This window comes from Cellulomonas rhizosphaerae (assembly GCF_003470205.1).
GTDB lineage: Bacteria > Actinomycetota > Actinomycetes > Actinomycetales > Cellulomonadaceae > Cellulomonas > Cellulomonas rhizosphaerae.
The window spans coordinates 1-26,517 of the sequence record NZ_QWKP01000188.1 but is presented as its reverse complement, the minus strand read 5'-3'; the positions used below and the strand labels follow the sequence as shown (position 1 = coordinate 26,517).

The 26,517-nt window shown below is 72.6% G+C and carries 20 protein-coding genes; 8 read left to right on the top strand and 12 right to left on the bottom strand.

Annotated features, from left to right (window positions below; genetic code table 11):
* Window positions 1-726: YibE/F family protein (locus tag D1825_RS09150; protein WP_138067547.1), on the bottom strand; the 726-nt coding region annotated here is incomplete at its 3' end.
* Between the two features lie 201 nt (window positions 727-927).
* On the opposite strand from D1825_RS09150, the gene D1825_RS09145 reads away from it, so the two are divergent.
* The 3 genes from D1825_RS09145 to D1825_RS09135 are packed head-to-tail and all read left to right on the top strand — an operon-like array spanning window position 928 to window position 3,511.
* Window positions 928-1,824: a metal ABC transporter solute-binding protein, Zn/Mn family gene (locus tag D1825_RS09145; RefSeq protein WP_118767114.1), complete on the top strand. Its 897-nt coding sequence runs from the start codon at window positions 928-930 to the stop codon at window positions 1,822-1,824.
* Entirely contained in the window at window positions 1,821-2,615 is a 795-nt protein-coding gene (locus D1825_RS09140; RefSeq protein ID WP_118767113.1) for a metal ABC transporter ATP-binding protein, read from the top strand. Before D1825_RS09145 ends, D1825_RS09140 begins: the two co-directional genes overlap by 4 nt.
* Window positions 2,612-3,511, top strand: coding sequence for a metal ABC transporter permease (locus D1825_RS09135; protein WP_407643315.1), 900 nt, complete (start codon window positions 2,612-2,614; stop codon window positions 3,509-3,511). Before D1825_RS09140 ends, D1825_RS09135 begins: the two co-directional genes overlap by 4 nt.
* Here the strand turns inward: D1825_RS09135 and galE are convergent.
* Genes galE through galT form a run of 3 tightly spaced genes read right to left on the bottom strand, consistent with a single transcriptional unit; the run spans window position 3,508 to window position 6,915 of the window.
* Complete coding sequence (gene galE, locus D1825_RS09130; RefSeq protein ID WP_118767112.1) at window positions 3,508-4,500, bottom strand: UDP-glucose 4-epimerase GalE; 993 nt, start codon at window positions 4,498-4,500, stop codon at window positions 3,508-3,510. The genes D1825_RS09135 and galE overlap by 4 nt on opposite strands.
* Before the next feature lies 1 nt (window position 4,501).
* The gene (gene galK / locus D1825_RS09125; protein WP_118767111.1) at window positions 4,502-5,731 is read right to left on the bottom strand and encodes a galactokinase; all 1,230 of its coding nucleotides are present in this window, start codon (window positions 5,729-5,731) and stop codon (window positions 4,502-4,504) included.
* Complete coding sequence (gene galT, locus D1825_RS09120; RefSeq protein ID WP_233549777.1) at window positions 5,728-6,915, bottom strand: galactose-1-phosphate uridylyltransferase; 1,188 nt, start codon at window positions 6,913-6,915, stop codon at window positions 5,728-5,730. Before galT ends, galK begins: the two co-directional genes overlap by 4 nt.
* Before the next feature lie 237 nt (window positions 6,916-7,152).
* On the opposite strand from galT, the gene D1825_RS09115 reads away from it, so the two are divergent.
* Together D1825_RS09115 and D1825_RS09110 are read left to right on the top strand one after the other, a co-directional pair.
* Window positions 7,153-8,196 carry a LacI family DNA-binding transcriptional regulator gene (locus tag D1825_RS09115; protein ID WP_118767109.1) on the top strand — a complete coding sequence of 348 codons (1,044 nt, stop codon included), beginning with the start codon at window positions 7,153-7,155 and terminating at the stop codon, window positions 8,194-8,196.
* Window positions 8,197-8,860: 664 nt separating this feature from the next.
* Complete coding sequence (locus D1825_RS09110; protein WP_158580707.1) at window positions 8,861-13,459, top strand: Ig-like domain repeat protein; 4,599 nt, start codon at window positions 8,861-8,863, stop codon at window positions 13,457-13,459.
* A 57-nt stretch (window positions 13,460-13,516) separates the two neighbouring features.
* Here D1825_RS09110 and D1825_RS09105 read toward each other — a convergent pair whose 3' ends face one another.
* The 5 genes from D1825_RS09105 to D1825_RS09085 form a co-directional block, all read right to left on the bottom strand.
* A complete protein-coding gene (locus D1825_RS09105) occupies window positions 13,517-13,867 on the bottom strand; it encodes a S1 domain-containing protein (protein WP_118767107.1) in 351 nt (116 codons plus the stop codon).
* Between the two features lie 173 nt (window positions 13,868-14,040).
* On the bottom strand, window positions 14,041-15,810 hold the full coding sequence (locus tag D1825_RS09100; RefSeq protein WP_118767106.1) for a glycoside hydrolase family 35 protein: 1,770 nt from the start codon (window positions 15,808-15,810) through the stop codon (window positions 14,041-14,043).
* A gap of 83 nt (window positions 15,811-15,893) precedes the next feature.
* Window positions 15,894-17,234 carry an ABC transporter substrate-binding protein gene (locus tag D1825_RS09095; protein ID WP_199721548.1) on the bottom strand — a complete coding sequence of 447 codons (1,341 nt, stop codon included), beginning with the start codon at window positions 17,232-17,234 and terminating at the stop codon, window positions 15,894-15,896.
* A 92-nt stretch (window positions 17,235-17,326) separates the two neighbouring features.
* On the bottom strand, window positions 17,327-18,202 hold the full coding sequence (locus tag D1825_RS09090; RefSeq protein WP_233549775.1) for a carbohydrate ABC transporter permease: 876 nt from the start codon (window positions 18,200-18,202) through the stop codon (window positions 17,327-17,329).
* A gap of 64 nt (window positions 18,203-18,266) precedes the next feature.
* Complete coding sequence (locus D1825_RS09085) at window positions 18,267-19,190, bottom strand: carbohydrate ABC transporter permease (protein ID WP_233549773.1); 924 nt, start codon at window positions 19,188-19,190, stop codon at window positions 18,267-18,269.
* A 169-nt stretch (window positions 19,191-19,359) separates the two neighbouring features.
* Here D1825_RS09085 and D1825_RS09080 point away from each other — a divergent pair, with 169 nt between their 5' ends.
* Together D1825_RS09080 and D1825_RS09075 are read left to right on the top strand one after the other, a co-directional pair.
* Window positions 19,360-20,421 carry a LacI family DNA-binding transcriptional regulator gene (locus D1825_RS09080; RefSeq protein ID WP_118767116.1) on the top strand — a complete coding sequence of 354 codons (1,062 nt, stop codon included), beginning with the start codon at window positions 19,360-19,362 and terminating at the stop codon, window positions 20,419-20,421.
* A 38-nt stretch (window positions 20,422-20,459) separates the two neighbouring features.
* A complete protein-coding gene (locus D1825_RS09075) occupies window positions 20,460-21,710 on the top strand; it encodes an APC family permease (RefSeq protein ID WP_233549771.1) in 1,251 nt (416 codons plus the stop codon).
* On the opposite strand, the gene D1825_RS09070 is transcribed toward D1825_RS09075, so the two are convergent.
* Together D1825_RS09070 and D1825_RS09065 are read right to left on the bottom strand one after the other, a co-directional pair.
* A complete protein-coding gene (locus D1825_RS09070) occupies window positions 21,673-21,954 on the bottom strand; it encodes a hypothetical protein (protein ID WP_233549769.1) in 282 nt (93 codons plus the stop codon). The two genes, D1825_RS09075 and D1825_RS09070, sit on opposite strands and share 38 nt — an antisense overlap.
* 31 nt (window positions 21,955-21,985) lie before the next feature.
* Entirely contained in the window at window positions 21,986-23,683 is a 1,698-nt protein-coding gene (locus tag D1825_RS09065; RefSeq protein WP_199721547.1) for an alpha-glucosidase, read from the bottom strand.
* A gap of 97 nt (window positions 23,684-23,780) precedes the next feature.
* Between D1825_RS09065 and D1825_RS09060 the strand changes: the two genes are divergently transcribed.
* The gene (locus D1825_RS09060) at window positions 23,781-26,198 is read left to right on the top strand and encodes a lysylphosphatidylglycerol synthase transmembrane domain-containing protein (RefSeq protein WP_118767102.1); all 2,418 of its coding nucleotides are present in this window, start codon (window positions 23,781-23,783) and stop codon (window positions 26,196-26,198) included.
* On the opposite strand, the gene D1825_RS09055 is transcribed toward D1825_RS09060, so the two are convergent.
* Window positions 26,195-26,517: hypothetical protein (locus tag D1825_RS09055; protein WP_118767101.1), on the bottom strand; the 323-nt coding region annotated here is incomplete at its 5' end. The two genes, D1825_RS09060 and D1825_RS09055, sit on opposite strands and share 4 nt — an antisense overlap.

Sequence of the window (26,517 nt, the reverse complement as noted above, 5' to 3'; positions counted from 1 at the left end):
GAGCGCGTACTCGTCGGACAGGCCGGTGAGGTGCGCGGCACCGCTCGCCCAGGCCGCGATGAGTGCGGTCGCGGCGAGCCCGGCCAGGGTCCCGACGAGTGCCGTCGTCGTCCGCAGCGTGAACCCGTGCGCCAGGTAGAGCACGACGAACATGATGGCGACCGCGGTGACGAGGGCGACCGGCACGGCGGGCTTGCCCAGCAGCAGCGCGGGCAGCGTGAACGCGCCGATCATGCCGAGCGACGCGGCGAGCCCGATGAGGGCCGCGAGCCCGCGCCAGCGCGCGACGGCGACGACGAGCACGACGAACCCGATCGCCAGGACGGCCAGCGGCGGCCCGCGCACGTAGTCCACGAAGATGTACGGCGTCCCGCCCGGTCCCGCGTCGCCGGTGTCGACCACCTGGATACGGTCGCCCGGCTCGAGCTCGCCGAGGTGCTCGGGCGGCACGTTGACCCACGCGGGAGCCCCGCCGTCGATCCGCGCGCGCAGCTGGTGGACCTGGTCGCTCGCGTCGGGGTCGACGGCGACGACCGTCGCGGTGTGGAACGTGGAGCCGGGCGCGGACGTGACCAGCGTCGGCCGCTCACCGTGCGGCCACAGCAGGATCGCGCCGAGCACGGTGGCCAGGAGCACCGGGACGAGGATCACCGCGAAGATCACGCGCGCGCGGCGGCGCGACTGCTCGGAGGTCGGCCCGACGGGGCCGTGCACGTGTCCGCTCATGCCGCCGAGCATCACGCGGGCCGGCCGTCCGATCGCGGAGCCACGCCGCTGTTTGCTTTTGATAGTCATTCTCGTTTAGGTTCGAGGGGTCGCTCCGACACGGCTCTTGCCCCATGGGAAGCCAATGGGAACTGTTATCGTTACCGTGCCTGGAAGCGGCTACCCACCGCCCGGCACACCTCCTGCTAGGACCTCATCGCCATGAAGAAGTCGCTCGCCCTCGTCGTCGCCACGGCAACCGCACTCGCGCTGGCCGCGTGCTCGTCGGCCGACCCGGAGACGCCCGCCGCCGACGGCACCGTCGCCGTCGTCACCTCGACCAACGTCTACGGCGACATCGCCGAGCAGGTCGGCCGCGACCTGGTCGACGTGACCGCGATCATCGACGACCCGTCCGCAGACCCCCACTCGTACGAGGCGAGCGCGCAGACGCAGCTCGCCCTGTCCAAGGCCGCCCTGGTCGTCGAGAACGGCGGTGGGTACGACGACTTCGTCGACACGATGCTCGACGCGATCGACAACAAGCCCGTGGTCGTCAACGCGGTCGAGGTCTCGGGCAAGGACACCGGCGGCGACCTCAACGAGCACGTCTGGTACGACTTCCCGACCGTGCGCACCCTGGCCGGCACGATCGCCGACGAGCTGAGCAGCATCGACGCGGCGAACGCCTCGACCTACGCCGCGAACGCCGCCGCGTTCCAGGCCAAGGTCGACGACCTGATCGCCGGGACCGACGCGATCAAGGCCGAGCACGCGGGCGCCGGCGTCGCGATCACCGAGCCCGTGCCGCTCTACCTGCTCGAGAACGCCGGGCTGGTGAACAAGACGCCCGAGGAGTTCTCCGAGGCCATCGAGGAGGAGACCGACGTGCCGCCGGCCGCGCTGCAGGACACGATCGCGCTGTTCTCGTCGCACGCCGTGAGCGCCCTGGTCTACAACTCCCAGACGACCGGTACCGAGACCGAGCGCGTGCTGTCCGCCGCGAAGGACGCCGGCGTGCCCGTGGTGCCTGTCACCGAGACGCTGCCCGAGGGCACAGACTATGTCTCGTGGATGACGGCCAACATCGACGCGGTGCGCAGCGCGCTGACGTCGTGACGGCCCACCCCCCGCTCGAGCTCACGGACGCGAGCCTCGCCTACGGCGAGCGCACGGTCTGGTCCGGCCTGGACCTGACGCTGCGGGCGGGCGACTTCCTCACGGTGCTCGGCCCGAACGGCTCGGGCAAGACGAGCCTGCTGCGCGCGATCCTCGGGCTGCAGCCGCTGACGAGCGGGAGCCTGACCATCCTGGGCCGGCCAGCGCGGCGCGGCAGCAAGGACGTCGGCTATATCCCCCAGCAGCGGCTCATCGACCCGGCGACGCCGGTCAGGGCGCGTGACCTGGTGCGGATGGGCATCGACGGCGACCGGTGGGGGCCGGGACGGCACAGCCACCGCGAGCGCGTCGAGGAGCTGCTCGCCGCGGTGGGCGCCTCGTCCTACGCCGACGTGCCGCTCGGCATGCTCTCGGGCGGCGAGCAGCAGCGCGTGCGGATCGCGCAGGCGCTGGGAACGCGGCCCTCGATCCTGCTGTGCGACGAGCCGCTGCTCTCGCTCGACCTGCGCCACCAGCACGAGGTCACCGCGCTGATTCACGAGACGCGGCAGGCGACCGGGACGGCCGTGGTGTTCGTGACGCACGAGATCAACCCCGTGCTGCCGTGGACCGACCGGGTGCTGTACCTCGCGCCCGCCGGGCACGCGATCGGCGCACCCGACGACGTGCTCACGTCCGAGAACCTCAGCGCCCTGTACGGCACGCCGGTCGAGGTCCTCCACTCGCAGGGGCGCGTCCTGATCGTCGGGGGCGACGAGCACAGCCACCACGTCGACGAGGTGGGCGAGTGATCGCGACCCTGGTGCCAGCTGTGACGTCCGACGACTGGTGGAACCGGCTGTTCAACTTCGACAACTACGGCGAGCTGCTCTCGCTCGTGCACAACTCGATCATCGCGGGTGCCGTGCTCGGGCTGGTCGGCGGGCTCGTGGGCGTGTTCGTCATGCAGCGCGACCTCGCGTTCGCGGTGCACGGGATCAGCGAGCTCTCGTTCGCCGGTGCCGCCGCGGCCCTGCTGTTCGGCATCGACGTGGTGCTCGGCTCGGTGCTTGGGTCCGTGCTGGCGGCGGTCGTCATCGGCCTCCTGGGCACCCGTGCGCGCGACCGGAACTCGATCATCGGCGTGCTCATGCCGTTCGGGCTCGGGCTCGGCGTGCTGTTCCTGTCGCTCTACCCCGGCCGCGCGGCCAACAAGTTCGGGCTGCTCACGGGGCAGATCGTCGCGGTCGACGACACCCGGCTCTCGCTGCTGGTGACCATCTCGGCAATCGTCATCGCGGGGCTGCTGATCATCTGGCGCCCCCTGACGTTCGCGAGCGTCGACCCCGACGTCGCGGCCGCCCGCGGGGTGCCGACGCGCGCGCTGTCGTTCGCCTTCATGCTGCTGCTCGGCCTCGCGGTCGCGCTCGCGGTGCAGGTGGTGGGCGCGCTGCTCGTGCTCTCGCTGCTCATCACGCCGGCCGCCGCGGCGAGCCGGATCAGCGCGTCGCCGATCGTCGTGCCGCTGCTCAGCGTCGCCTTCGCGGTGACCAGCGCGGTCGGCGGGATCCTGCTCGCGCTCGGTGGCAACGTGCCGATCAGCCCGTACGTCACGACGATCTCGTTCGTGATCTACCTGGTCTGCCGGCTCGTCGGGAACTCCCGCACGCGGCGCGGCTGGACGCGCCGGACGGCGGCCGTCGCCTAGCTCTGCTCGGCGCGTGCCGCCGAGCGGGCCCGCCAGTCGCTCGCGACCATCTCGACGAGATCGTGGCGCATCTTCCAGCCCAGGTCACGGGTCGCGAGCTCGCCCGACGCGACGATGCGTGCGGGGTCGCCCGGGCGCCGCGGGGCGACCGTCGGCTCGACGTCGCGACCCGTCACGGCGGCGACCGCCGTCATGATCTGCCGGACCGAGACGCCGTCGCCGCTGCCCAGGTTGTAGGCGGGCTCGAGCGTGCGGCCGGCGTCGAGCGCCTGCGCCGCGGCGACGTGTGCGAGGGCGATGTCGCCCACGTGGACGTAGTCGCGCACGCACGTGCCGTCGGGCGTCGGGTAGTCGTCGCCGAAGATCGTCGGCGTCCTCCCGGCGGCCACGGACTCGAGCGCGAGCGGGAACAGGTTGTGCGGGCTGGTGTCGACGACGCTCTCGTCGGCCGAGCCGACCACGTTGAAGTAGCGCAGGCTCGTGTGCCGCAGGGGCGCGTCGGACTCGGCCGTCGCTCGCGCCTGGTCACGCAGCAGCCACTCGCCGATGAGCTTGCTCTCGCCGTACGGGGACTCCGGAGCGGTCGCGGTCGCCTCGGTGACGAGGTCCGTGTGGGGCGTGCCGTACACGGCCGCGGACGACGAGAAGACGAGCGAGCTCACGCCCGCGTCGGCCATCGCCTGCAGCACGCTCGCGGTGCCCGTGACGTTCTGCTCGTAGGTGTGCAGCGGCCGCCGGACGCTGACCCCCGCGTACTTGAACCCGGCGAGGTGCACGACGCCCGCGACCGCGTGCTCGCGCAGCACGGCCGTGAGCGCGGCGGTGTCGAGGATGCTCGTCCGCACGAACGGCACACCGGCCGGCACGAAGGACTCGTGCCCGCTCGAGAGGTCGTCGACGACGACCACGTCGAGCCCCTGCGCGAGGAACGCGCGCACGATGTGCGCGCCGATGTAGCCGGCTCCGCCGGTGACCAGCCAGGTGCTCACGTCACTCCCCCTCGTCCACGCGGCTCGCCGCGCCGTCGCCCGTTGCTGCCAGGAATCCCGGTTCGGTCCAGCCGCGCTCCGCGAACGCGGTACGCACGGCCTCGGACACGCTCGCCACCTGGTCCGCCTCGACCAACGCGATCGCCGACCCGCCGAACCCGCCGCCGGTCATGCGCGCGCCGTGGGCGCCGGCCGCGCGGGCGGCCTCGACGGCGACGTCGAGCTCGGCGCAGCTGACCTCGTAGTCGTCGCGCAGCGAGGCGTGCGACGCGTCCATCGCGGCACCGACCTCGCGCACACGGCCCGCGGTCAGCAGGCCGACGAACTCCTCGACGCGGCCGATCTCGGTGACCACGTGGCGCACCCGGCGCCGGACGACGTCGGCGGCTACGGCCGTGCCGTCGGGCAGAACGACGTCCTCGAGCTGCGCGAGCGCCGCCGGCAGGTTCGTGACCTCGCGCAGGGTCGGGACGCCGAGGCGGGCCGCAGCCGCCTCGCACGTCGCGCGCCGCTGCCCGTACTGGCCGTCGACGAGCTGGTGCGGGGCGCGGGTGTCGATGACGAGCAGCGCGAGGCCGTCGGCCGCGAGGTCGAACGGGATGTGCGTGAGGCTGCCGTCGCGCATGTCGAGCAGCAGCGCGGTGCCGTCTCGCGAGAGCAGCGCGGCGGACTGGTCCATGCCGCCCGTGTTCGCGCCGGCGACCTCGTTCTCGGCGCGGATGCACGCCGCGATCAGCGTCCGGCGACCCTCGTGGTCGGCGCCCAGGCCCAGGCCGAACACCTCGTCGACCGCGACCGCGAACGCGGACTCGAGCGCGGCCGACGACGAGAGACCGGCGCCGTACGGGACGCACGAGTCTACCGCGGCGCGGTAGCCGCCCAGCTCGTGCCCGTCCTGCGCGAGCGCCCAGGACACGCCCGCGGCGTAGCCGGGCCAGCCGTCGACGCGGCCGGGGCCGATGTCGGCGAGCGGCTGCGTCCAGACGTCGCTCTCCTGCTGGGACGTCAGCGTGACGTCGGACGTCGCGACGGGCGAGAGCGCGACGTAGGTGCGGTGCGCGAGCGCGATCGGCAGGCACAGGCCGCCGTTGTAGTCCGTGTGCTCGCCGATGAGGTTGACGCGGCCGGGCGCGGCCCAGACGCCGGCGGGCTCGGCGCCGAAGGCGGCGCGGTAGGCCGTGCGGGCGCGCTCGGCACCCTCCGCAGCGGTCCAGGCGGGGATCTGGTTCACGCGAGCTCCTGCAGACGTGCGGCGATGCGCTCGGGGGTGGTGTCGCTGATCCAGGCGGCCATGCCGGACTCGACGCCCGCGAGGTACTTGAGCTTGCCGGGGGCGCGCAGCACCGAGAACAGCTGCAGGTGCAACCGGCCCAGCTCACGGCCCTCGCCGACGACGGCCTGGTGCCAGCCCGAGATGTACGGCAGCGGGATGGGCTCACCGGTGGTCGGGTCGACGAAGAAGCGGTCGAGCCGCCCCAGGAGCGCGAGGTAGGTCGCGGCGAGGTCGTCACGCTCGGCGTCGGTCAGGCCGGGCAGGTCCAGCACGTCACGACGCGGCGCGAGGTGCACCTCGACGGGCCACTTGGCTGCGGCCGGGACGTAGGCGACCCAGTGCTCGGACTCGAGCACGACCCGCACGCCCGCTCGCAGCTCGGCGGCGACGACGTCGGCCAGCAGCGAGCCGCCCGTGCGGTCGCGGTAGGCGCGCGCCTCGCGCAGCATCGCGGTCGTGCGGGGCGTGACGTAGGGCAGCGCGTAGATCTGGCCGTGCGGGTGCGGCAGCGTCACGCCGATCTCCCGGCCGCGGTTCTCGAACGCGAACACCTGCTCGATGCCCGGCAGCGCGGACAGCGCCTCGGTGCGCTGGGCCCAGGTGTCGACGATCGTGCGCACCCGCTCGACCGGCAGCGTGCCGAACGACGCGTCGTGGTCGCTCGAGAAGCACACGACCTCGCAGCGGCCGGCGGCGGGGCGCACGGACCACAGGTCCTCGCCGTCGAGCGCGATCGGGTCGGTCGGCTCACCCGGCACCTTCATGAGCGCGGAGAACCGGTTCTCGAACACGGCGACGTCGTACGCGGTGTCCGGGATCTCGCCGTCGCTGTACGCGGCTCCCGGCTTGGCCGGGCACAGGGGGCAGGAGTCCGCGGCCGGCAGGAACGTGCGGTTCATCCGGTGCGAGGCCATGGGGATCCACTCGCCGGTCAGCGGGTCGCGTCGCATCTGCGGGCCGACGAAGGGCGTCGCGGTGCCGTCCGGCCCGACGACCGGCGCGAACCGGTCCGCCAGCGGGCGCGGGTCGTCGAGGCGGCGCGTCGCCGCACCCGAGCGGTACGGCTCGGTGTCGTCGACGTAGATCAGCTCGCGCCCGTCGGCCAGGTGCGTGGGGGTGAAGCGCGGTCGCTGCGCGGTCACCGGTGCGCCCGCCCGAGCGTCCACCGTCGTGTCCTCGTCGTGCGCATCCTCGCGCCTCGGGCCTGCCACGGTGGACCTCCTGCGTGTTAACGTCACCATCCGAACACTCCGGAGGTTGTCACGTCGAGCGCGGCACTGTCAATCTTGACGCCCTCACCAGCGATGATGCCTTGGCCAATCAAACTTGCTCGGAAGGGACTCGACATGTTCACGTGAACATGGCCTAGGGTTCGTCGCATGTCCGTCCCGACGTCGAACAGCGTGCCCGCGCCGCGCCGGGCGGGTGCGTCGATCAGCGACGTCGCCCGCCTCGCCGGAGTCTCCGCGCAAACGGTCTCACGCGTGTCCAACGAGTCCGAGAACGTGCTCCCCTCGACGCGCCAGCGCGTGCTCGACGCGATGGAGCAGCTCGGCTACGCCCCCAACCGTGCCGCCCGAGCGCTGCGCACCGGCAGCTTCGCGGCGATCGGCGTCGTCGTGCACCGCCTCGCGCGGACGGGCGAGTCCAGCACCGTCGACGCGATCGTGGACGCCGCGCGCCGCGAGGGGTACACGGTCAACCTCGTCGACGTCGCCTCCCCGTCGTCCGACGACGTCACGGCGGCGCTGCAGCGATTGAGCAACCAGAGCGTCGACGGGCTCGTCATCGTCCGCGCCGAGACCACCACGCCCACGAGCCTCGCCCTGCCGGCCCGCACGCCCGTCGTCGTCGCCGACTCGCGGTTCATCGGCCACCACCCCGCGGTCGGCGCGGACCAGGTCACGGGCGCCAGCCAGGCCGTCGAGCACCTGCTCGGGCTCGGTCACGCCACGGTGCACCTGCTGGCAGGGCCGGTCGAGTCCGGCCCCGCCCAGCTGCGCGCCCAGGCGTGGAGGACCACGCTCGAGCGCGCGGGCCGCCGCGTGCCCGCGCCCGTGCAGGGCGACTGGTCGGCGCAGTCCGGGTACGAGGCCGGGCGCGTGCTCGCGCTCGACCCCGAGGTGACGGCCGTGTTCAGTGCGAACGACGAGATGGCGACCGGGCTCCTGCACGCGCTGCACGAGGCCGGCCGGCGCGTGCCGCAGGACGTCTCGGTCGTCGGGTTCGACGACATCCCGCTCGCCTCGCACCTGTGGCCGCCGCTGACCACCGTGCGGCAGGACTTCACGCGCGTGGGCGAGGAGCTCGTCCGGCTGCTGCTCGAGCAGATCCGCAGCCGGTCGGCGTTCGTCGACCGCAACGTCGTCGTCCCGGCCCCGCTCATCGAGCGCGCCAGCACCGCCCCACCCCCGCCCCGCTGACCTTCTGGCGCTGCCCCCTGGCGCGTCCCGCCCCTGGCGTGGGCCACTGCCCCCTGGCGCAGGCCGCCCCACGCCCGCCCGGCCACGCCCGCCCGCCGCTCCCCCATCCACCCATTCGCCGACCGCGGGTCGAGCGGTCCGAGGGCTGGTGGCGCGCCACCCGCCCTCGCGCCGCGGGACCCGCGCTCGGCGGAGTGGCCTGGCGGGCACGGGCTCGGGCGCGGGCTCCGGCACGCGGACCGAGTGGCCGTGTGGTGACGTGACCATCTTGTGTCCTGGTTCGCCTTGACGTCGTCGCGGCGGCATGGAAACGTGGCGGGCGCGGCCAGATGTTTACGTCACCATCAGCCGTGGAACGGATCACCACTCAGGGTCGAGTGTCCCTCGATGACATCGACGTCACCGCCGCCGCACGCACGCGCGGCACGGGTCGACGCCGTCCGGATGCTCGCCCGTCGGCTCCTGACCTGCCGGTTCGCCCCGCGACCCGGCCGAGCGAGGGCCGTTCGACCTGCACGCAACGCCAGCAGCACCAGCACCTGCACCACACCGCCCGTCGCGCGCTGCCACGCGCGGCGGGTCCACACCTGGCCCGGCTCGCGCTGCCACGCGCGCCGGGCTCGTCATGCGGGACACCCGTCCCGCCCACGAGGAGAGGCAGTTCATGACAGTGACAGTGCAGTCACGCCGCAGGCGGCTCGTCGCCGGCGCGCTCACCGCGGCACTCGCGACGGGCGGGACCGTCACGGGCCTCGCGGTCGGTGCGGCTCCCGCCGCGGCCGCGATCTCGACGACGATCACGCCGAACCCCGCCTACGCGGGCGCTCCGTTCGAGGGCTGGGGCAACTCGCTCGTCTGGTTCGCCAACGCGACCGGCGGCTACCCCGACGCCCTGCGCGACGAGCTGTACGAGCTCGTGTTCGGGTCCGACGGCCTCAACATGAACGTCGCCCGGTACAACATCGGCGGCGGGCGCGCGTCCGACGTCGGCAACTACTTCCGCCTCGGCGCGGACGTCGACGGCTACTGGGCCGACGACACGAGCACGGCCGCCGACAGCCGGTACGGCACGGCGACGACGAACTTCGCTGACCGCGACGCGCTCGCCGCGGCGTGGAACCCGGACGACCCGGCGAGCTACGACTGGTCCAAGGACTCGACCCAGCGCTGGTGGCTGCAGAAGCTGGCCACTGAGCGTGACGACCTCGTGCTCGAGGGCTTCTCCAACTCGCCCCCGTACTTCATGACGAACTCCGGCTACACCTCGGGCGGCGCGAGCTCGACGACCGAGCAGGTCTCGACCGCCAACGACAGCCCCACGAAGTTCGCGAAGTACCTGACGACCGTCGTCGAGCACCTCGAGGACACCTACGGCGTGACGTTCCAGTCCGTCGACCCGTTCAACGAGCCGTGCACCGGCTACTGGTCGACCCCGAGCGGTCGCCTCGCCGACGGGATCACGCCGTTCACCAACGCCGTGAAGAAGCCGCAGGAGGGCGCGCAGATCTGCCCCGGCACGGGTGCCGGTCAGCAGCAGAACCTCATCGCGCTGCTCGCGCAGCAGCTGCGCGGCTCGTCGTCGGACGCCGTGGTCTCCGCGAACGACGAGACGAACCCCGGCAACTTCAACACCGCGTGGTCGCAGTACGGAACGGCCACGAAGGCCGACGTGGACCAGATCAACGTCCACTCCTACGGCACCAACGGCATCCTGCAGGCGCGTGACACCGCGATCACCGCGGACAAGGCGCTGTGGATGAGCGAGACGGGCGGCGACTTCGTCGGCTCGGGCTTCGACCCCGTGAGCATCAGCGGCGGCCTCGGCATCGCCCAGAAGATCAACGACGACCTGCGCCAGCTCCAGCCGGACGCCTACGTCCTGTGGCAGGAGGTCGAGGACTACTACAACATGCAGAAGGGCGAGAAGCTCAACTGGGGCTCGATCTTCATCGACTTCGACTGCAGCTACGTCGACGCGACCGGCGCGGTCGTCGGCGAGGACGACGCGATCGGCTTCAAGTCCAAGCGCCGCGTCGCGGACGCGATCGCCGCAGGCCAGCCGGTCTCGGGCGTGGAGAACTGCTCGATCGTCACGAACTCCAAGTTCGACGCGATGCGCAACTACATGCAGTACATCAAGGCGGGCGACCGCCTCGTCCCGACCAACGACACCGCCTCGACCGCGGCCGTCACCGCGGCGGGCACAGGCCTGAACGTCGTGCACGCCAACGCCTCGACGCAGGAGCAGGTCGTCACGCTCGACCTGTCGAAGTTCGGCGACATCGCGCCCGGCGCCACGGTCACGCCGATCGTCACGACCCAGGCGGCCGACGCGGACGACACGTCCACCGCGCTGGTCGAGGGCACCCCGGTGCTCGTCGACCGCGCGGCGCGCACGGCGACCCTCACGGTCCCCGCGCGCTCGGTCACCACCCTCGCGGTCACCGACGTCTCCGGCGTCGCGGCCGACGCGAACCCGCTCGTCGACGGCGCGACCTACCAGGCCGTCGGTGTCCAGAGCAGCAAGGCGCTGGCCAAGAGCTCGACGGGCACGCTCGTCATCGACAACCTGGCCACCACGGCCGGCACGCTCAAGGCCCAGCAGTGGGTCGCGCACGAGACGACGCCGGCCGGTGACCCGACCGCTCGTCGCTCGTTCGTCCTCGAGAACGCCGGCGACGGCACCTTCCTGAGCGCGAGCAGCGCGGGCACGAGCTTCTCGTCCGCCACCCTGGCCGAGGCCAGCGCGACGGCCGGCATGACCTGGTACCTGACGACGATGGACGGCACCACGTGGTCGCTCATCAACAAGAGCACCGCGTCGTCGCTCGACGTCGCGGGCCAGGCCACGGCCGCCGGCACGAGCGTGGGGATCTACGGGACGAACGGCGGCGCGAACCAGCGCTTCACGTTCCGCTCCGCGACCGCCACGCCGAGCGTCGCGCCGCTGTCGCTGCGCACGCTCGTCGGCTCGGCCGCGACGCTCCCGGCGACCGTCGTCCCGACCTACTCCTGGGGTGCGGGCGTCGCGACGCCCGTGACCTGGAACGTCCCCGCGGACGCATGGGACACGGCCGGCTCGGTCACCCTGCAGGGCACGGGCACCGACATCTACGGCAACGCCATCACCGTGACCGCCGTGGTCGAGGTCGGCGACGTCGTCGCCACCGACCCCGCGTCGGTCACGGTCGTGACGGGCTCGAGCCTCGGGCTCGTGCAGCGTGCGGCGCCCACGTCGGTCCAGACCCAGGTCGGCACCAGCGCGGCCCGGTTCGCGCTGCCCGTGACCTGGGACTTCTCCGGGCTCGACAGCTCGGCGTTCACGCAGGCCGGCGTCGTCACGGTGCCCGGCACCGTCGCGGCGGCTGCCACCGGCACGACCGACGTCGCGGCCGTGCTGCACGTCGTGGTCGCACCCGCAGGCGGCGTGTCCAACGTCGCGCTCACCTCGACGCCGACGGCCACGTTCACCGAGTCGGGCTACCCGGCGACGCGCACGATCAACGGCGACCGGACCGACAAGGGCTGGTCGAACTGGGTCAGCGGCACCAAGAACGCGAGCGAGACGCTCACGTACGTGCTGAAGAACGAGGACATCCTCAACCAGGCCCGCGTCTACTTCTACAAGGACGGCACGTCGCTGACGTGGCCGACCACCGTCAAGACCGAGTACCGCGACGCGGGCACGGGCCTGTGGACGGCACTGCCGACCCTGACCACGCTCACCGACTCGACCACCGCGCCCGCCCCGGTCGCGACGATCGACCTCGGCGGGGTCTCCGCGAACGCGGTGCGCTTCGTGCTCACGGCGCGGGCGGCGACCCACCTCGTGGTGTCCGAGACGGAGATCGACGGCGTCGCGCCGGCGCCCTCCTCGGTCTCGTCCCTCGCGCGACTCACGGTCGGCGGCGTCGACGTCGCAGACTTCGACCCGGCGACGACGAGCTACACGGTCGAGCACCGCGGCAGCGCACCCGTCGTCGCGGGCGTCCCGACGGACCGCTCGGCGACCGTGCGGGTCACGCGCGAGGGTGAGACGGCGACCCTCACGGTCACCGCCGTCGACGGCACGACCACCGCCTACACGGTCGACCTCGACCTGCAGGTCGACCTCGGTGCCGTCCGCATCAGCGGCAGCCCGGTCGCGGGCCAGGAGCTCACGGCGTCGGCCGTCACCGACCCCGCGGACGCGTCGCTCACCTACGAGTGGTCCGTGGACGGCTCGCCCGTGGCGACCGGACCGACGTTCACGCCCGGTCTCGCCGACGTGGGCAAGGCCGTCACGGTCGCGGTCGAGGCCACGGCGTCGGGCTTCCGCCCCGCGCAGGGCACCTCGGACGCGGTCACCGTGCTCGACGGCCGCGTGGCCAGCACGGTCGCGCTGAGCGCCTCGCCCAGCCCCGTGGTCGCCGGCAAGCCCGTGGTCCTCACGGCGCGCGTCACCTCGTCGGCGCAAGGCGCTGTCACGGGCGGCTCGGTCGCGTTCCACGACGGCTCGGTCCTTCTCGGTCGCGTCACGGTCGGGGCCGACGGCGTCGCCCGCTACACGGTCGCGAAGCCGACGGCGGGCACGCACACGCTGTCGGCGGACTTCACGCCCGCGGCGGCCTCGGCCACCGTGGTCGCCCCGTCGGCGTCGTCGTCGCTCGCGCTCGTCGTCACCGTCCCGGTCGTCACGTCGACCACGAAGGTGTCCGTCAGCCCGACGAAGGCCACGACGAAGACGAAGCCGGTCGTCACGGTCTCGGCGCGAGCCGGCAACGCGGCCGCCGCCGGATCCGTCACCGTGACGGTGAAGCGGGGCTCCACGACCGTCCGCACCACGACGGTCCGGCTGACGAACGGCGCCGCCAAGGTGACGCTGCCCGCGCAGACGACGCCGGGTTCGTACGCGGTCACGGCGAGGTACGCCGGGACGACGGGCGTCAGCGCCTCGTCGGCCTCGACGTCCTTCACGGTGGTCCGCGCGACGACGATGAAGGCCGCCGTGTCGCCCAAGACGGTCACGTCGAAGGCGAGGGCCAAGGTGAAGGTGACCGTCACTGCCTCTCCCCAGGCGACTGTGACCGGCAGGGTCACCGTGAAGGTCTACAAGGGCTCCAAGCTCGTGGCGACCAAGACGGCGTCGCTGTCGAGGTCGGCCGCGACGGTGACCCTGCCGAAGCTCGCCAAGGGGACCTACACGGTCAAGGCGTCCTACGCCGGGTCGTCCTCCGCGGCGGCCGCGACGGCCAAGAGCGTGACCGTGAAGGTCAAGCGCTGAGCTGCTGATCGACGAAGCCCCCGGGCCCTGGTGGACCCGGGGGCTTCGTCGTGCCGGTCACGGCCGGCGCGAGTCGTCGCCATCGTCGTCGACGTGGACGATCAGCCTGCTGAAGAACGCCGACGAGTCGTCCGGCTGGGCCTCGCGGCGGACGGGATCCTGGCCCGCGGGCCAGACCTCGAGCGCCCGGAACACGAACCCGTCCTGGTCCACCTCCTCGAACGAGAAGGTCACGGCCTCCCCCGCCGCGAGCGTCCGGTAGCCGCCGACGACCAGCTGCGCGTAGTGCGCCCAGCACCCGCCCGGCGTGAGATCCGAGTCGATGACTCCCCACCCCTGCTCGTCGTGCCACACCCGCACCCGCCCCTGCGTAGGCCCCTGCTGCGGCTCGCTCCTGGTGGTCACCATGCGCCCAGCATCCCGCGCCGCCCACCCGCGAGCGCGGGTAGAACGGCCCGGGCGCGGGTGGCGCGCCACGCGCCGTCGCGCCGGACGACCCGCGCTCGGCGAGATGGGGGCGCGGTGGGCAGACGACGGCGGCCCGCGGCTGGGAGCCCCGGGCCGTCGTCGTGCCGAGCGGGTCAGCGCTCGGTGTGCCCCAGGTCGGGGGCGTCGACGAAGGACACGACGCCACGCGCGGCGCCGTGCAGCTCGAGCACCACGATCTCGTTGTCGCCCGCCCGCAACAGCGGAGCGGCCACGTACATCGTGTGCGTGGGGCCCGCCGCCCAGTAGCGGCCGAGCAGGGTGCCGTTGACCCACACCAGGCCCTTGCCCCAGCCGTCGAGGCGCAGGAAGTGGTCGGCGTCGGGGTCGGTCGTGAACGTGCCGCGGGACAGCACCGGGCCGTCCACGGGAGCGGCGGACGAGGTCACGGGCGCGGCGGCGCGCAGGCGGTCGAGCGCCTCGTCGGCCAGCGGTGCCAGGCGCAGCCCACCGACGTCCCACCGGGTGACCTCACGCGTGGCGGTGCGCGCCGAGCCGATCAGGCCCTTCGCCTCGCCGATGCGCGGGCCGTAGTTGACGCGGCCCTGGTCCTCGAGGATCACGTCGAGGCGGCCCGCGCGGCGCGGCAGCGTGATCGTCGTCAGGCCCTCGGTGCGGCTCAGCGTGCCGATCGGCTGGCCGTCGAGGAGCACGAGCGCGCGGTCGCGGACCTCGTCGATCGCGAGCGCGAGGTCGTCGGCCTCGACCTGCGTGCGGTAGAGCGTGAGGCCGGACCAGTGGCCGAGCTCGTCCGTGGTGGGCAGGTACGTGAAGGGCTTCGGCTCCGTGAGCAGCGGCAGCGCGTCGACGAGCGGCAGGCGCTGGTCGACGACGACGTCGAGCACCGGCGCGGGCGCGCGGCGGGCCGGCCGCTCCGCGGGCACCGGCGCGTGCCGGGCGATGACCGCGCGGAACGCGTCGTACTTGGCCGTCGGCGTGCCGTCCTCGGCCAGCGGCGCGTCGTAGTCGTACGACGTGGTGATGGGCAGGTAGGTGCCCTTGTCGTTCGCGCCGTTGGTCAGGCCCAGGTTGGTGCCGCCGTGGAACATGTAGAGGTTGACCGAGGCTCCGGTGCTCAGGAGCGCGTCGAGGTCGTCTGCCGCGGCGTGGGGGTCGGTCGTGTGGTGCTGCTCGCCCCAGCTGTCGAACCAGCCGTCCCAGTACTCCATGCACATGAGCGGGCCGGTCGGCTGGTGCGCGCGCAGCGTGGCGAGGCGCTCGGGGCTGCGGGACCCGAAGGTCGCCATCTTGTGCAGCTCGGGCAGGCCACCGCGCGAGAGCATCTCGTCGTTCGCCTGGTCGCACGTGGTCAGCGGCACCTCGATGTCGCGCTCACGGACCAGGGCGACCAGCGCGCGCAGGTAGTCCGCGTCGTCGCCGTAGGCGCCGTACTCGTTCTCGACCTGCACCGCGAGGACCGGACCGCCGCGGGTGACCTGGCGCGCGGCGACCACGGGCAGCACGGCGTCGTAGTAGCCGGCGATCGCCTCGAGGTAGGTGGGCTCGGCGGTGCGGACGCCGACGCCGGGCGTCGCGAGCAGCCAGGCGGGCAGGCCGCCGTTGTCCCACTCGGCGCAGATGTAGGGGCCGGGGCGCACGATCGCGTGCATGCCCTCGGCGGCGACCAGGTCGAGGAACCGGCCCAGGTCGCGCTGCCCGGACAGGTCGAAGACCCCCCGCTCGGGCGAGTGGAAGTTCCACGCGACGTACGTCTCGATCGTGTTGAGACCCATGAGGCGCGCCTTGCGGATGCGGTCGGCCCACAGGTCCGGGTGCACCCGGAAGTAGTGCAGCGCGCCCGACAGGATCTGCAGCGGCTCACCGTCGAGCAGGAAGTCCTGCTCGCCGATCTCGAACGAGGGCATGACGGTGCGCTCCTTGGCGTACGGGGATGAGGGAGGGGCGGGAGGTGGGGGCGGGCGACGAGACCCGCCCCCACCTCAGGGCGTCACTTGACGGTGAAGCCCTGCTCGTTGCCGTAGTCGATCGACGCCTTCTGCCAGGCGGCGAGGCCGTCGGTCAGCGTGGTGCCGGAGACGTAGGCCTTGCCGACCGTGTCGTTGAAGATGCTGTTCGAGTAGACCTGGAACGGCAGGTACTGCCAGCCCTCGACGACGTTCGCCGCGGACTCGGCCAGGACCTCGTTGACCTTCTGGCCACCGAAGTACGGGAACTCCTTGCTCTTGAACGCGTCCGAGTTCAGCTCCGCGGTCGTGGCCGGGAAGGCGCCGCCGTCGATGCGCGTCTGCACGCCCTCACCGGCGTCCGCGTACTTGATGAACTCGTAGGCGAGCTTCGCGTTCGTCGTGGCCGCGGGGATCGCGAGCGAGCTGCCGCCGTTCTCCGAGGAGGCGGTGCCGCCCTCGGTCCACTGCGGCATGGGCGCGACGGCCCACTTGCCCGAGCCGTCCGGCACGCCGGACTCGAGGTTGGCGGGCATCCAGGCGCCGATGGTCAGCGTCGCGATGCCGCCCGAGCCGAGGCCCTGGTACCACTCGTCGCTCCACGAGCTGATGGGGGCGAGCAGCTTCTCGTCGATCAGCTTCTGCCACAGCGTCGCGAACTTGGTGGAGCCCTCGTCCGTGAAGTTGATGCCGACGTTGGTGCCGTCGACCGTGTACGGCTTGCCGCCGGCCTGCCAGATCATGGAGGTCGTGAAGCCGGCGTCGCCCGTGTCGTTGGCGATGTACGCCTTGGGGTCGGCCTTGTGCAGCGCGCGAGCCGCCTCGAGGTACTGGTCCCAGGTCTTGGGCACCTCGATCTTGTGCTTGTCGAACAGCTCCTTGTTGTAGAACAGCGCCATCGGGCCCGAGTCCATCGGCAGGCCGTAGATGCCGTCGCCCTGCTTCACGGACGACCACGGGCCGGGGGTGAAGGTGCCGTCCAGGTCGGACGCGCCGAGCGGCGCGAGGTCCGTCAGGGAGTTGGCGATGGCGAACTGCGGCAGGGCGTAGTACTCGACCTGCGCGACGTCCGGCACGCCGCTGCCCGCGGCGATCGCGTTCTGCAGGGCGGTGTACTGGTCGTTGCCCGTGCCCGCGTTGACGAGGTCGATCGTCACGTCGGGGTGAGCGGCCTCGAAGTCCGTGACGACCTGCTTGAGCGTGGGCTCCCAGGCCCAGACCGTCAGCTTGCCCGACAGGTCACCCGCGGCGGCGGACGAGCCGGCGTCGGACGGGGTGCTGCTGGCGTCGTCCGAACCACCGCTGCAGGCAGCCAGGGTCAGACTGAGCGCTCCGGCGATGGCCGTGATGCGCATGGCGCGCCGGAACGGCGACGTGGTGGTCATGCGAGTCCTCTCACTTCGTTGTAGGCGGAATCTGTGGAGCTGTGATGACGTCACCATCGGGCAGGCGACGACCGTCGGTGGGGGCTGCCCGGTCACTCCTTGACGGAGCCCGCCGCCAGGCCTGACTGCCAGTACCGCTGCAGGAACAGGAAGGCGACGATCAGGGGCAGGATGGTGAGCACGGACCCCGTGATCACCAGGTTGAAGATCGCCTCGCCGCCAGCGGTGGCAGCCTGGGCGTTCCACGCGTTGAGTCCCAGGGTCAGGGGGTACCACGCGGGGTCTTTGAGCATGATCAGTGGCAGGAAGTAGTTGTTCCACGTCGCGACCATGGTGAACAGCAGCACCGTGACGATGCCGGGGGCGAGCAGCGGCAGGCAGATCTGCACGAAGGTGCGTAGCTCGCTCGCGCCGTCGACGCGCGCCGCCTCGAGCAGCTCGGTGGGGATCGCCTCCGCGGCGAACGTCCACATGAGGTAGAGCCCGAACGGCGAGATCAGCGACGGGATGATGACGGCCCACGGGGTGTTCGTCAGGCCCATCTTGCTGAACATGAGGAACGTCGGGACCGCGAGCGCCGTGCCCGGCACCGCGACGGCGCCGATGACGACCGCGAACACCCAGCGCTTGCCCGGGAAGCGGAACTTGGCCAGCGCGTACCCGCCGAGCACCGCGAGCAGCGTCGCGCCGCCGGCGCCGAGCACCACGTACAGCACCGTGTTCCCGAGCCAGCGCAGGAAGATGCCGTCGTCGTACTGGACGGTCGCGACGATGTTGTCCCACAGCGAGAAGCTGTCGCCGAACCACAGGCCGAAGGAGCCGAGCAGGTCAGGCTGGGTCTTGGTCGCGTTGATGACCAGCCAGGCGAGCGGGAGCAGCGCGTAGACGAGCACGATCGCCGTGACGAGCGTGAGCGTCTTGCTCTTGCGGGGTGCGCGCGCGTCGTGGTTCTTCTTCGAGGCGCGCAGCCCGCTGGGGGCCCCCCGTCGACGGGCCGGACGCAGTGCCTGGACGGACTCGGCGGTGGCCACGTCATGCCTCCTTGCGCATGCCGCGCAGCTGGACCACGTAGGCGATGACCATGGTGATCAGACCCATGATGATCGCGACGGTGGCCGAGTAGTTGTACTGCTGGCCCGAGAAGGACAGCGAGTACGCGTACAGGTTCGGGGTGAAGTAGGTGGTGATCGCGTTGGGCGCGAGGCTCTTGAGGATGCTCGGCTCGTTGAACAGCTGGAAGCTGCCGATGATCGAGAAGATCGTCGCGATGACGAGCGCGCCGCGGATGGCGGGCAGCTTGATCGCCCGGATCACGCGCCACTGGCCCGCGCCGTCGATCTCGGCGGCCTCGTACAGCGTGGCCGGCACGACCCGCAGCGCGGAGTAGAAGATCAGCATGTTGTAGCCGACGAACTCCCACGTGACGATGTTGCCGATCGAGGCCAGCACCAGGTCCGGGGAAAGCGGGTTGGGCAGCGAGGTGCCGAACGCGTCGTTGATGTTGCCGATCAGGCCGAACCGCGTGCCGTACATGAAGCCCCACATGAGCGTGGCGACGACGGCCGGGACCGCGTACGGCAGGAAGATCGAGATGCGGAAGAAGTTGCGGCCGTAGAGCCGCCCGCTGTCGAGCGCCAGGGCGACGAGCAGCGCGATGCCGAGCATGATCGGCACCTGCACGACGAGGAAGAGCGCGACCCGCTCGAAGGACTCCCAGAACTTGGGGTCCGTCAGCGCCGTCGTGAAGTTCTCGAGGCCGACGAACGAGTTGCCGCCGACGAGCTGCTTGCGGAACAGGCTGAGGTAGATCGAGTACGCGATCGGCGCGAGGAAGACCAGCGCGAACACGATCATGAACGGCCCGATGAATCCCCAGCCGACCCAGGACGGTCGCGACCTGCGCAGCGTGCGCGTCGTCGTCGCCGGCACCACCGGCGCCGCTGCCACCTCAGTCACTCCCGACCACTCCCTCGTGTGGGCACGATGTTTACGTCACCATCGCGTCTGGACCGAGAGTTCCACGCGATCGGCGACGGTGTCAACTCGCGGCGGGTCACGAAATGGTGACGTTGCCATCCCGGTGGCAACGCGCGAATGGTGACGTCGCCATCGCTATGCTGTGGCGATGCCCACCGACGCGCCGACACCCGACGCCCCGGGGACCACGACCGGTCGCCGACGCCCCGGTCCCTCCATCGGCGACGTCGCCAAGCTGGCCGGCCTCTCCCCCCAGACCGTCTCGCGCGTCTCGACCGGCGCGCTCAACGTCCGCCCCGAGACGCGGCAGCGCGTGCTGGACGCGATGGAGCAGGTCGGCTACTCCCCCAACAACGCGGCGCGCGCGCTGCGCTACGGCAGCTTCCGCACCATCGGGCTCGTCGCGCACCGCCTGTCCCGCACGGGCGAGTCGCGCACCATGGAGGCCGTCGTCGAGGCGGCCCGGCGCGAGCGCTACACCGTGACGCTGGTCGACGTCGAGACACCGTCGTCGGCCGACGTCGACGAGGCCGTGCAGCGGCTCACGCACCAGTCGATCGACGGGCTCGTCATCATCCGCGCCGAGACGGCGACCCCCACGACCCTCGCGTTGCCCCCGCGCCTGCCCGTCGTCGTCTCCGACTCCCGCTTCGTCGGCCACCACCCGGCCGTCGGCGCGGACCAGACCGCCGGCACCATCGCCGCGGTCCGCCACCTGCTCGACCTGGGCCACGCGACCGTGCACCACCTGGGCGGCCCCCTCGACTCCGGCCCCGCCGAGCAGCGCGCCCAGGCCTGGGCGGCGGCCCTGACCGACGCCGGCCGACCCGTGCCGCCCATGCTCGCGGGCGACTGGAGCGCACGGTCGGGCTACGAGGTGGGCCGCGCGATCGCGGACGACCCCGCCGTCACGGCCGTGTTCTGCGCGAACGACGAGATGGCCGCGGGCCTCGTGCGAGCACTCTCCGAGCGCGGGCTGCGCGTACCCGAGGACGTCTCGGTCGTCGGGTTCGACGACATCCCCCTGGCCGACTACCTGTGGCCGCCGCTGACCACCGTGCGGCAGGACTTCACGCAGATCGGCGAGGGCCTGATCGAGCTGCTCATGCGGCAGATCCGCGCCGGGGAGCCGCTGCTCGACGAGCACGTCTCGATCCCGACGACCCTCGTCGTCCGCGCCAGCACCGCACCCCCGCGCCTGAACGCCTGAACGCCGCACGGGCGGGACGTCCGTGCCAGGCTTCAGCCGTGGCGTCCACACCTGGCCGGTTCACGCGTCGCCTGGGCCCGTTCGACGCGGTCGTCGTCGGCCTGACCGCGATGGTCGGCGCGGGCGTGTTCACCGTGTGGGGTCCCGCCGCAGCCGCCGCGGGACCGTGGCTCATGGTCGGCCTCCTCGTGGCGGCAGTCGTCGCCTGGTGCAACGCGACGTCCACCGCGCGTCTGGCCGCCCTGATGCCCGAGGCCGGCGGGACCTACGTGTACGGCACCCGGCGGCTCGGTGCGTTCTGGGGGCACCTCGCTGGCTGGTCGTTCGTCGTCGGCAAGACCGCGAGCTGCGCGGCGATGGCTCTCACGTTCGGCACGTACGTGTCTCCCGCGCACGCGAGGTCGCTCGCGGTCGTCGCCGTCGTCGCCGTCACCGCGCTCAGCTGGGTTGGCGTGCAACGGACCGCGTGGTTCGGCCGGGCTGTCGTCGCGGTCGTCTTGGCGGCGCTCGCCACCGTCGCCGTCGTCGGCCTGTCCGGGCCGCGCGCGGCGGGAGGCCCGGCCGTGGGCGACGGCGGGGGCGTGCTGACCTCGGCCGGGCTGTTGTTCTTCGCCTTCGCAGGCTATGCGCGGATCGCCACCCTCGGCGAAGAGGTGCGCGACCCCGCACGTACCATCCGGCGAGCCGTCCCGATCGCACTGGCCGTCACGCTGGGCACATACACGGCGATCGGCTTCACGTGCCTGTGGACGCTCGGCCCCGCGAGGCTCGCTCGGTCCACGGCACCGATCCGCGACGTCGTGGAATCGAATGGGCTGGGCGGGCTCGCAGGTGCGACCAGCGCCGTCGCGGCGATCGCGTGCGTCGGTTCGCTGCTCGCGCTCGCGCTCGGGGTCTCGCGCACGACGGTGGCAATGGCGCGCGACCGCCACCTGCCCGCCCGGCTCGCGCGGATCGAGCCACGCAGCGGCAGCCCGCGGTGGGCGGAGGGCGCCGTCGGCCTCGCGGTCGCCGCGGCGGTGCTCCTCTCGGACACGGGCCCGATCATCGGGCTGTCGTCCTTCGGCGTGCTGCTCTACTACGCGGTCGCGAACGCGAGCGCACGGACGCTGACGCGCGACGAAGGCCGGCCACCGCGCGTCGTCCCGATCCTCGGGCTCGTCGGCTGCCTCACCCTCGCCGTGAGCCTGCCGCTCGGCTCGGTGATCGCGGGCACGGCCGTGGTGCTCGTCGGAGTCGTCGCCTGGCTCCTCACCGGCCGGTCCGCTCCGGCGGGACCAGCCAGCTGACCGAGCGGGCCACGTCCCCCGCGCGCAGCCACTCGTGCCGCTCGGAGCGGGGGTCACGCTCGTCGTCCCGCCACGCGACCATCACGTGCGTGCTCGTCCAGCGCACCGCGCGCGCCGGCCGCCACTCCTCGGTGCCGTCGGTCCAGACCACCCGGACGATCACCGGCACGTCCCCGGTGGGCCGCAGGGGGACGTGCTCGGGGATCTCCCGGTTGGCCACGAGGCGCTCGAGCGATGGTGTCACCGCGTCAGGATATCGAACATCTGTTCGACGGTCAGCCGTCGATCAGCACCACGATCGCGGCCCAGGGACCCAGCTCGACCGCCCCGTCCCTGACCTGCGCGGACGGCCCGTTGGTCAGCACAACATCACCCGCTGCCCACTCAGCGGCGACCTCGAGTCGCACGGGCGAGGCCGACAGGTTCGCGGCGACCAGCAGTCGCGCCCCGAGGTGGCGTCGCTCGTACGCGTAGGCGCTCGGGTGCTCGGCGTGCAGCATCGTGAAGTCGCCGTGAGCGACGACGGGCAACCGGTGGCGCAGCTCGATCAGCTGCCGGTAGTGGTGGAACACCGAGGCGGGGTCGTCGTACTGCGCCGCCGCGTTGAGCCAGGTGTGGTTGGGGTTGACGGCGAGCCACGGCTCCCCCGTCGTGAACCCGGCTTGCTCGGTGCCGTCCCACTGCACCGGTGTCCGCGCGTTGTCCCGCCCCATGGCGCGCACCCCGCGCAGGACGTCGGCCGACGAGTGCCCCAGCGCGGTCGCCTGCGCCCAGTAGTTGAGCGACTCGACGTCGCGCAGGTCCTCGATCCCGGCGAACGGCGCGTTCGTCATGCCGAGCTCCTCGCCCTGGTAGACGTACGGCGTGCCCCGGTGCAGGTGCAGGACGGTGGCCAGGGCGGTGGCCGACTCGCGCCACCAGTGCTCGTCGTCGCCGAAGCGGGAGACCACGCGCGGCTGGTCGTGGTTGTTCCAGTAGAGGCTGTTCCAGCCGACGTCGCCGAGCTCGGTCTGCCAGCGGCCGAGCGACGCCTTGAGCGCGCGCAGGTCGAGCGGCACCGGGTCGAACTTGCCGCCCGGGCCGTGGTCGAGCCCGACGTGCTCGAACTGGAAGACCATGTCGAGCTCGTGGCGCGCCGGGTCGGTGAACAGGCGCGCCTGGTCGAACGTGACGCCGGGCATCTCGCCGACCGTGAGCAGCTGCGCGTCGCGACCGTCGAACACCTCGCGGTGCATCTCCTGCAGGTAGTCGTGCACCTGCGGGCGGGTCATGTAGTGCGGCGAGCCGTCGCCGAGGCCGGCGTGGGTCGGCGGGCCGTCGGGCAGGGCCGGGTCCTTGCTGATGAGGTTGATGACGTCCATCCGGAAGCCGTCCACCCCGCGGTCGAGCCACCAGCGCATCATCGCGTAGATGGCTTGTCTGACCTGCGGGTTCTCCCAGTTGAGGTCAGGCTGCTCGCGGGCGAACAGGTGCAGGTAGTACTCGCCGCTCGCCGGGTCCAGGGTCCAGGTCGGGCCGGAGAAGAACGACTCCCAGTTCGTCGGCTCGGCTCCCGGCTCGCCCGGCGCGTAGCCCGCGCGCGGCGGCCGCCACCAGTACCAGTCGCGCTTGGGGTCGTCGACCGACGACCGCGACGCCTGGAACCAGGGGTGCTCGTCGGACGTGTGGTTGACGACGAGGTCCATCACGAGCCTCATGCCGCGCGCGTGCACGGCCGCCAGGAGCTCGTCGAAGTCGTCGAGCGTGCCGAACAGCGGGTCGATGTCCTGGTAGTCGCTGATGTCGTAGCCGTTGTCGGCCTGCGGCGAGGCGTACACCGGCGAGAGCCAGAGCACGTCGACGCCGAGCCGCTCGAGGTGGTCGAGCCGGGACGTGATGCCGCGCAGGTCGCCGACGCCGTCGCCCGACGCGTCCGCGAAGCTGCGCGGGTAGACCTGGTAGACCACTGCCGACTTCCACCACTCGTCCGCCATCGTCGGACTCCTCTCGCTCCCCGCCACGCTCTCACCCCCGCGCCACGGCCACCAACCAGCAGGCTGCCCGCAGCCGCCCTGGCTACACTCCGCCAGGGTGAGGCCCGAGTCGACACCCGCCGCGGACGCGGACGTCGACCTGCCCGCGCCGCACTACCGCGACGTCAACCACCGCCGCAGCCGTGCCGACGCCCGCACAGCCGGCGTGTTCCTCGCGATCGTCCTGATCGGCCTGTCGTTCGCGACCGTCGCCGCCGAGACGATGACCGGGATCAGCGAGGACACCCAGAACGGGATCGAGCGCGTCCCGCGCGCGCTGCTGCTCGTCATCCTCGTGCTCGTGCAGGTCACCTACCTGGCCGTGCTGCTCGTCACGCCCGTGGTGCTCCTGTTCCGCCGCCGGTTCAACCTCATCGCCCGGGGTGCCGCCGCGCTGCTGCTGGGGCCGCTGCTGTTCCGGCTGCTGTCGCTGATCCCGGGGGTCCGCGCGTCGGGCGACGCGCTGAGCGGCATCTCCGACCGGCTGCCGGACGCGGTGACGGTCGAGTGGCCGTCGACGGGCGCGGTCGCGGCGTGCGCGGCCCTCGCGGCGGCGACCGCGCAGGGCCTGCCGCGGCCGTGGCGGCGCGCGGTGTGGAGCTTCCTGGCCACGCTCGGGCTGCTGCGGGTGCTGACCGCGACCTCCGCGCCGCTCGACGTCGTGCTCGCGATCGGCGCGGGCGGTCTCGTCGGCTCCGCGATGGTGCTGCTGCTCGGCCGGCGCGCGAGCGTGCTCACCGCGGCGGGCGTGAGCGCGGCCCTGCGCCAGTCGGGCCTCGCGACGAGCGCCGTCCGGCGCGACCCCGACGCGCCCCCCGGGCGGTACGAGGCCAGTGCGCCGACCGGCCCGATCGACGTCCTGGTCCTCGACGAGCACGACTGGCGCACCGCACGCCTCGACCAGACCTACCGCTGGCTGCGGTGGCGCGACGTGGGCGACGACGCGCTCGCGCCGACGCCCTCGCAGGCCGTCGCGGTCGAAGCGATGAGCGGGCTGCTCGCGGCGTCGCGCGGCGTGCACGTGCCCGCCGTCCGCGCGGTCACGCAGGCGCCGCACGGCGAGTCGATCCTCGCGGTCGACCGGATCGAGGGCCGCCCGCTGGCCGACCTGCCGCCCGACGAGCTCACCGACGACGTGCTGCGGCGCGCCTGGCAGGAGCTCGCCCTGCTGCGCACGGCCCGGATCGCGCACCGGCACCTCGACCTGGGACGCGTGCTCGTCGACCCCGAGGGACGCATCTGGATCACCGGCCTGGACCGCAGCCTGCCCGGCGCGGGCGACCGGATCCTCGCGTGGGACGTGGCCGAGCTGCTGGCCGGGACATCGGCGCGGGTCGGGCCCGAGCGTGCCGTCGCCGCGGCGCGCGGCGTGGTGCCGGACGAGGACCTCGTCGCCGCCCTGCCCCGCCTCGTCCCCTCAGCGCTGTCCGCGCCCACACGCGTCGCGCTCAAGGACGCGCCGTCGGGTGCGCCCGAGCTGGTCGACGAGGTCTGCCGTGTGACCGGCGTCGAGGAGCCGCAGCTCGAGAAGGTCGAGCGGTTCAAGCCCCGCACGCTGCTCACCGCCGCCGCGCTCGGCCTGGCCATCTACTTCCTCGCACCGCAGCTGACCGACCTGCCGAGCACCATCACCGCGCTCGGCGGCGTGAACTGGGCCTGGGTGCCGGTCATCGTGCTCGCGTCCGTCGCGACGTACGTGGGCGCAGCGCTCGGCCTCGCGGGCGGCACGCCCGGCCGGATCCCGGTGCCCGAGGCCGCGGGTGTCGCGCTGGCCTCGTCGTTCGTCGCGACCTTCGCCCCACCGGGCGTCGGCCAGGTGGGGCTGAACATCCGCTACCTGCAGAAGCGCGGGCTGCCGACCCCGGTCGCCGTCTCGGCGAGCGCCGCGAAGGAGACCGCTGTCCTCACGGTCCACCTGCTGCTGCTCGTCGCGTTCGCGGTGCTCGCAGGGTCGACCGGCGCGATCTCCGGGGAGCTGAGCCGGCTGCCGCCCGCGGGCGTGATCGGCGCGTTCGTCGGGATCGCGCTCGTGCTCGTCGGCGCCGCCGTCGCTCTGCCGCGCGTACGGCGCGTGGTCCGCGAGCGCGTCCTGCCGTCGCTGCGCGCGTCCGCCGACGCGATGCGCGAGGTGTTCTCCGACCCGGTCAAGATCGTCACCCTGTTCCTCGGCGTCGCACTGCTGCCGCTCGGTTACGCGCTGTGCCTGTACTTCTCGGTGCGCGCGCTCGGCCAGGACACCAGCTTCGTCGCGGTCGTGCTCGTCTCGCTGACCGCCGGCACGGTCGCGGCCGCGGCGCCGACCCCGGGCGGCATCGGCGCAGTCGAGGCCGTGCTGCTCGCGTCGCTGACCGGGCTGGGCATCGCGTCGGCTCCCGCGCTCGCCGCGGTCCTGCTCTACCGGCTCGCCACGTTCTGGCTGCCCATCGCGCCGGGCGCGTGGGCGTTCCGGTCGATGACCGCGCGCGGGGTGCTCTAGCCCGGTCGCGCCTCATGGCCCGGCCGGCCGTGCGTGCGCTCGGCCTCCTTGAGCTGCGCCTCGTACACGTGGCGCCGGCCCGCGACCAGCTCGTCCCGCACGCGCCGCTCGGCGTCGCCGAACGCGCGGTAGTAGCCGTCGTCGAACTCTTCGACGACCTGGAAGGTCCAGCGGCCGTCGAGGACGTTGCGCCCGACGATCTGTGCGCGCAGCTCGTCGGCCAGGTCGCCGTGACCGGCGGCCTCGAGCTGGTCGAGCGCCTCGCCGAGCTCGGCGTCCGCGCGGCCGACCAGCCGGTGGAACGCGTAGAGCATGCCGC

Excerpts from the sequence above, each read along its gene's own strand:
- D1825_RS09080 (WP_118767116.1), top strand. The coding sequence starts at position 19,360 with ATGCCCACCGACGCGCCGACACCCGACGCCCCGGGGACCACGACCGGT.
- D1825_RS09110 (WP_158580707.1), top strand. The coding sequence starts at position 8,861 with ATGACAGTGACAGTGCAGTCACGCCGCAGGCGGCTCGTCGCCGGCGCG.
- D1825_RS09065 (WP_199721547.1), bottom strand. The coding sequence starts at position 23,683 with ATGGCGGACGAGTGGTGGAAGTCGGCAGTGGTCTACCAGGTCTACCCG.
- D1825_RS09100 (WP_118767106.1), bottom strand. The coding sequence starts at position 15,810 with ATGCCCTCGTTCGAGATCGGCGAGCAGGACTTCCTGCTCGACGGTGAG.
- D1825_RS09115 (WP_118767109.1), top strand. The coding sequence starts at position 7,153 with ATGTCCGTCCCGACGTCGAACAGCGTGCCCGCGCCGCGCCGGGCGGGT.
- D1825_RS09105 (WP_118767107.1), bottom strand. The coding sequence starts at position 13,867 with ATGGTGACCACCAGGAGCGAGCCGCAGCAGGGGCCTACGCAGGGGCGG.
- D1825_RS09145 (WP_118767114.1), top strand. The coding sequence starts at position 928 with ATGAAGAAGTCGCTCGCCCTCGTCGTCGCCACGGCAACCGCACTCGCG.
- D1825_RS09095 (WP_199721548.1), bottom strand. The coding sequence starts at position 17,234 with ATGACCACCACGTCGCCGTTCCGGCGCGCCATGCGCATCACGGCCATC.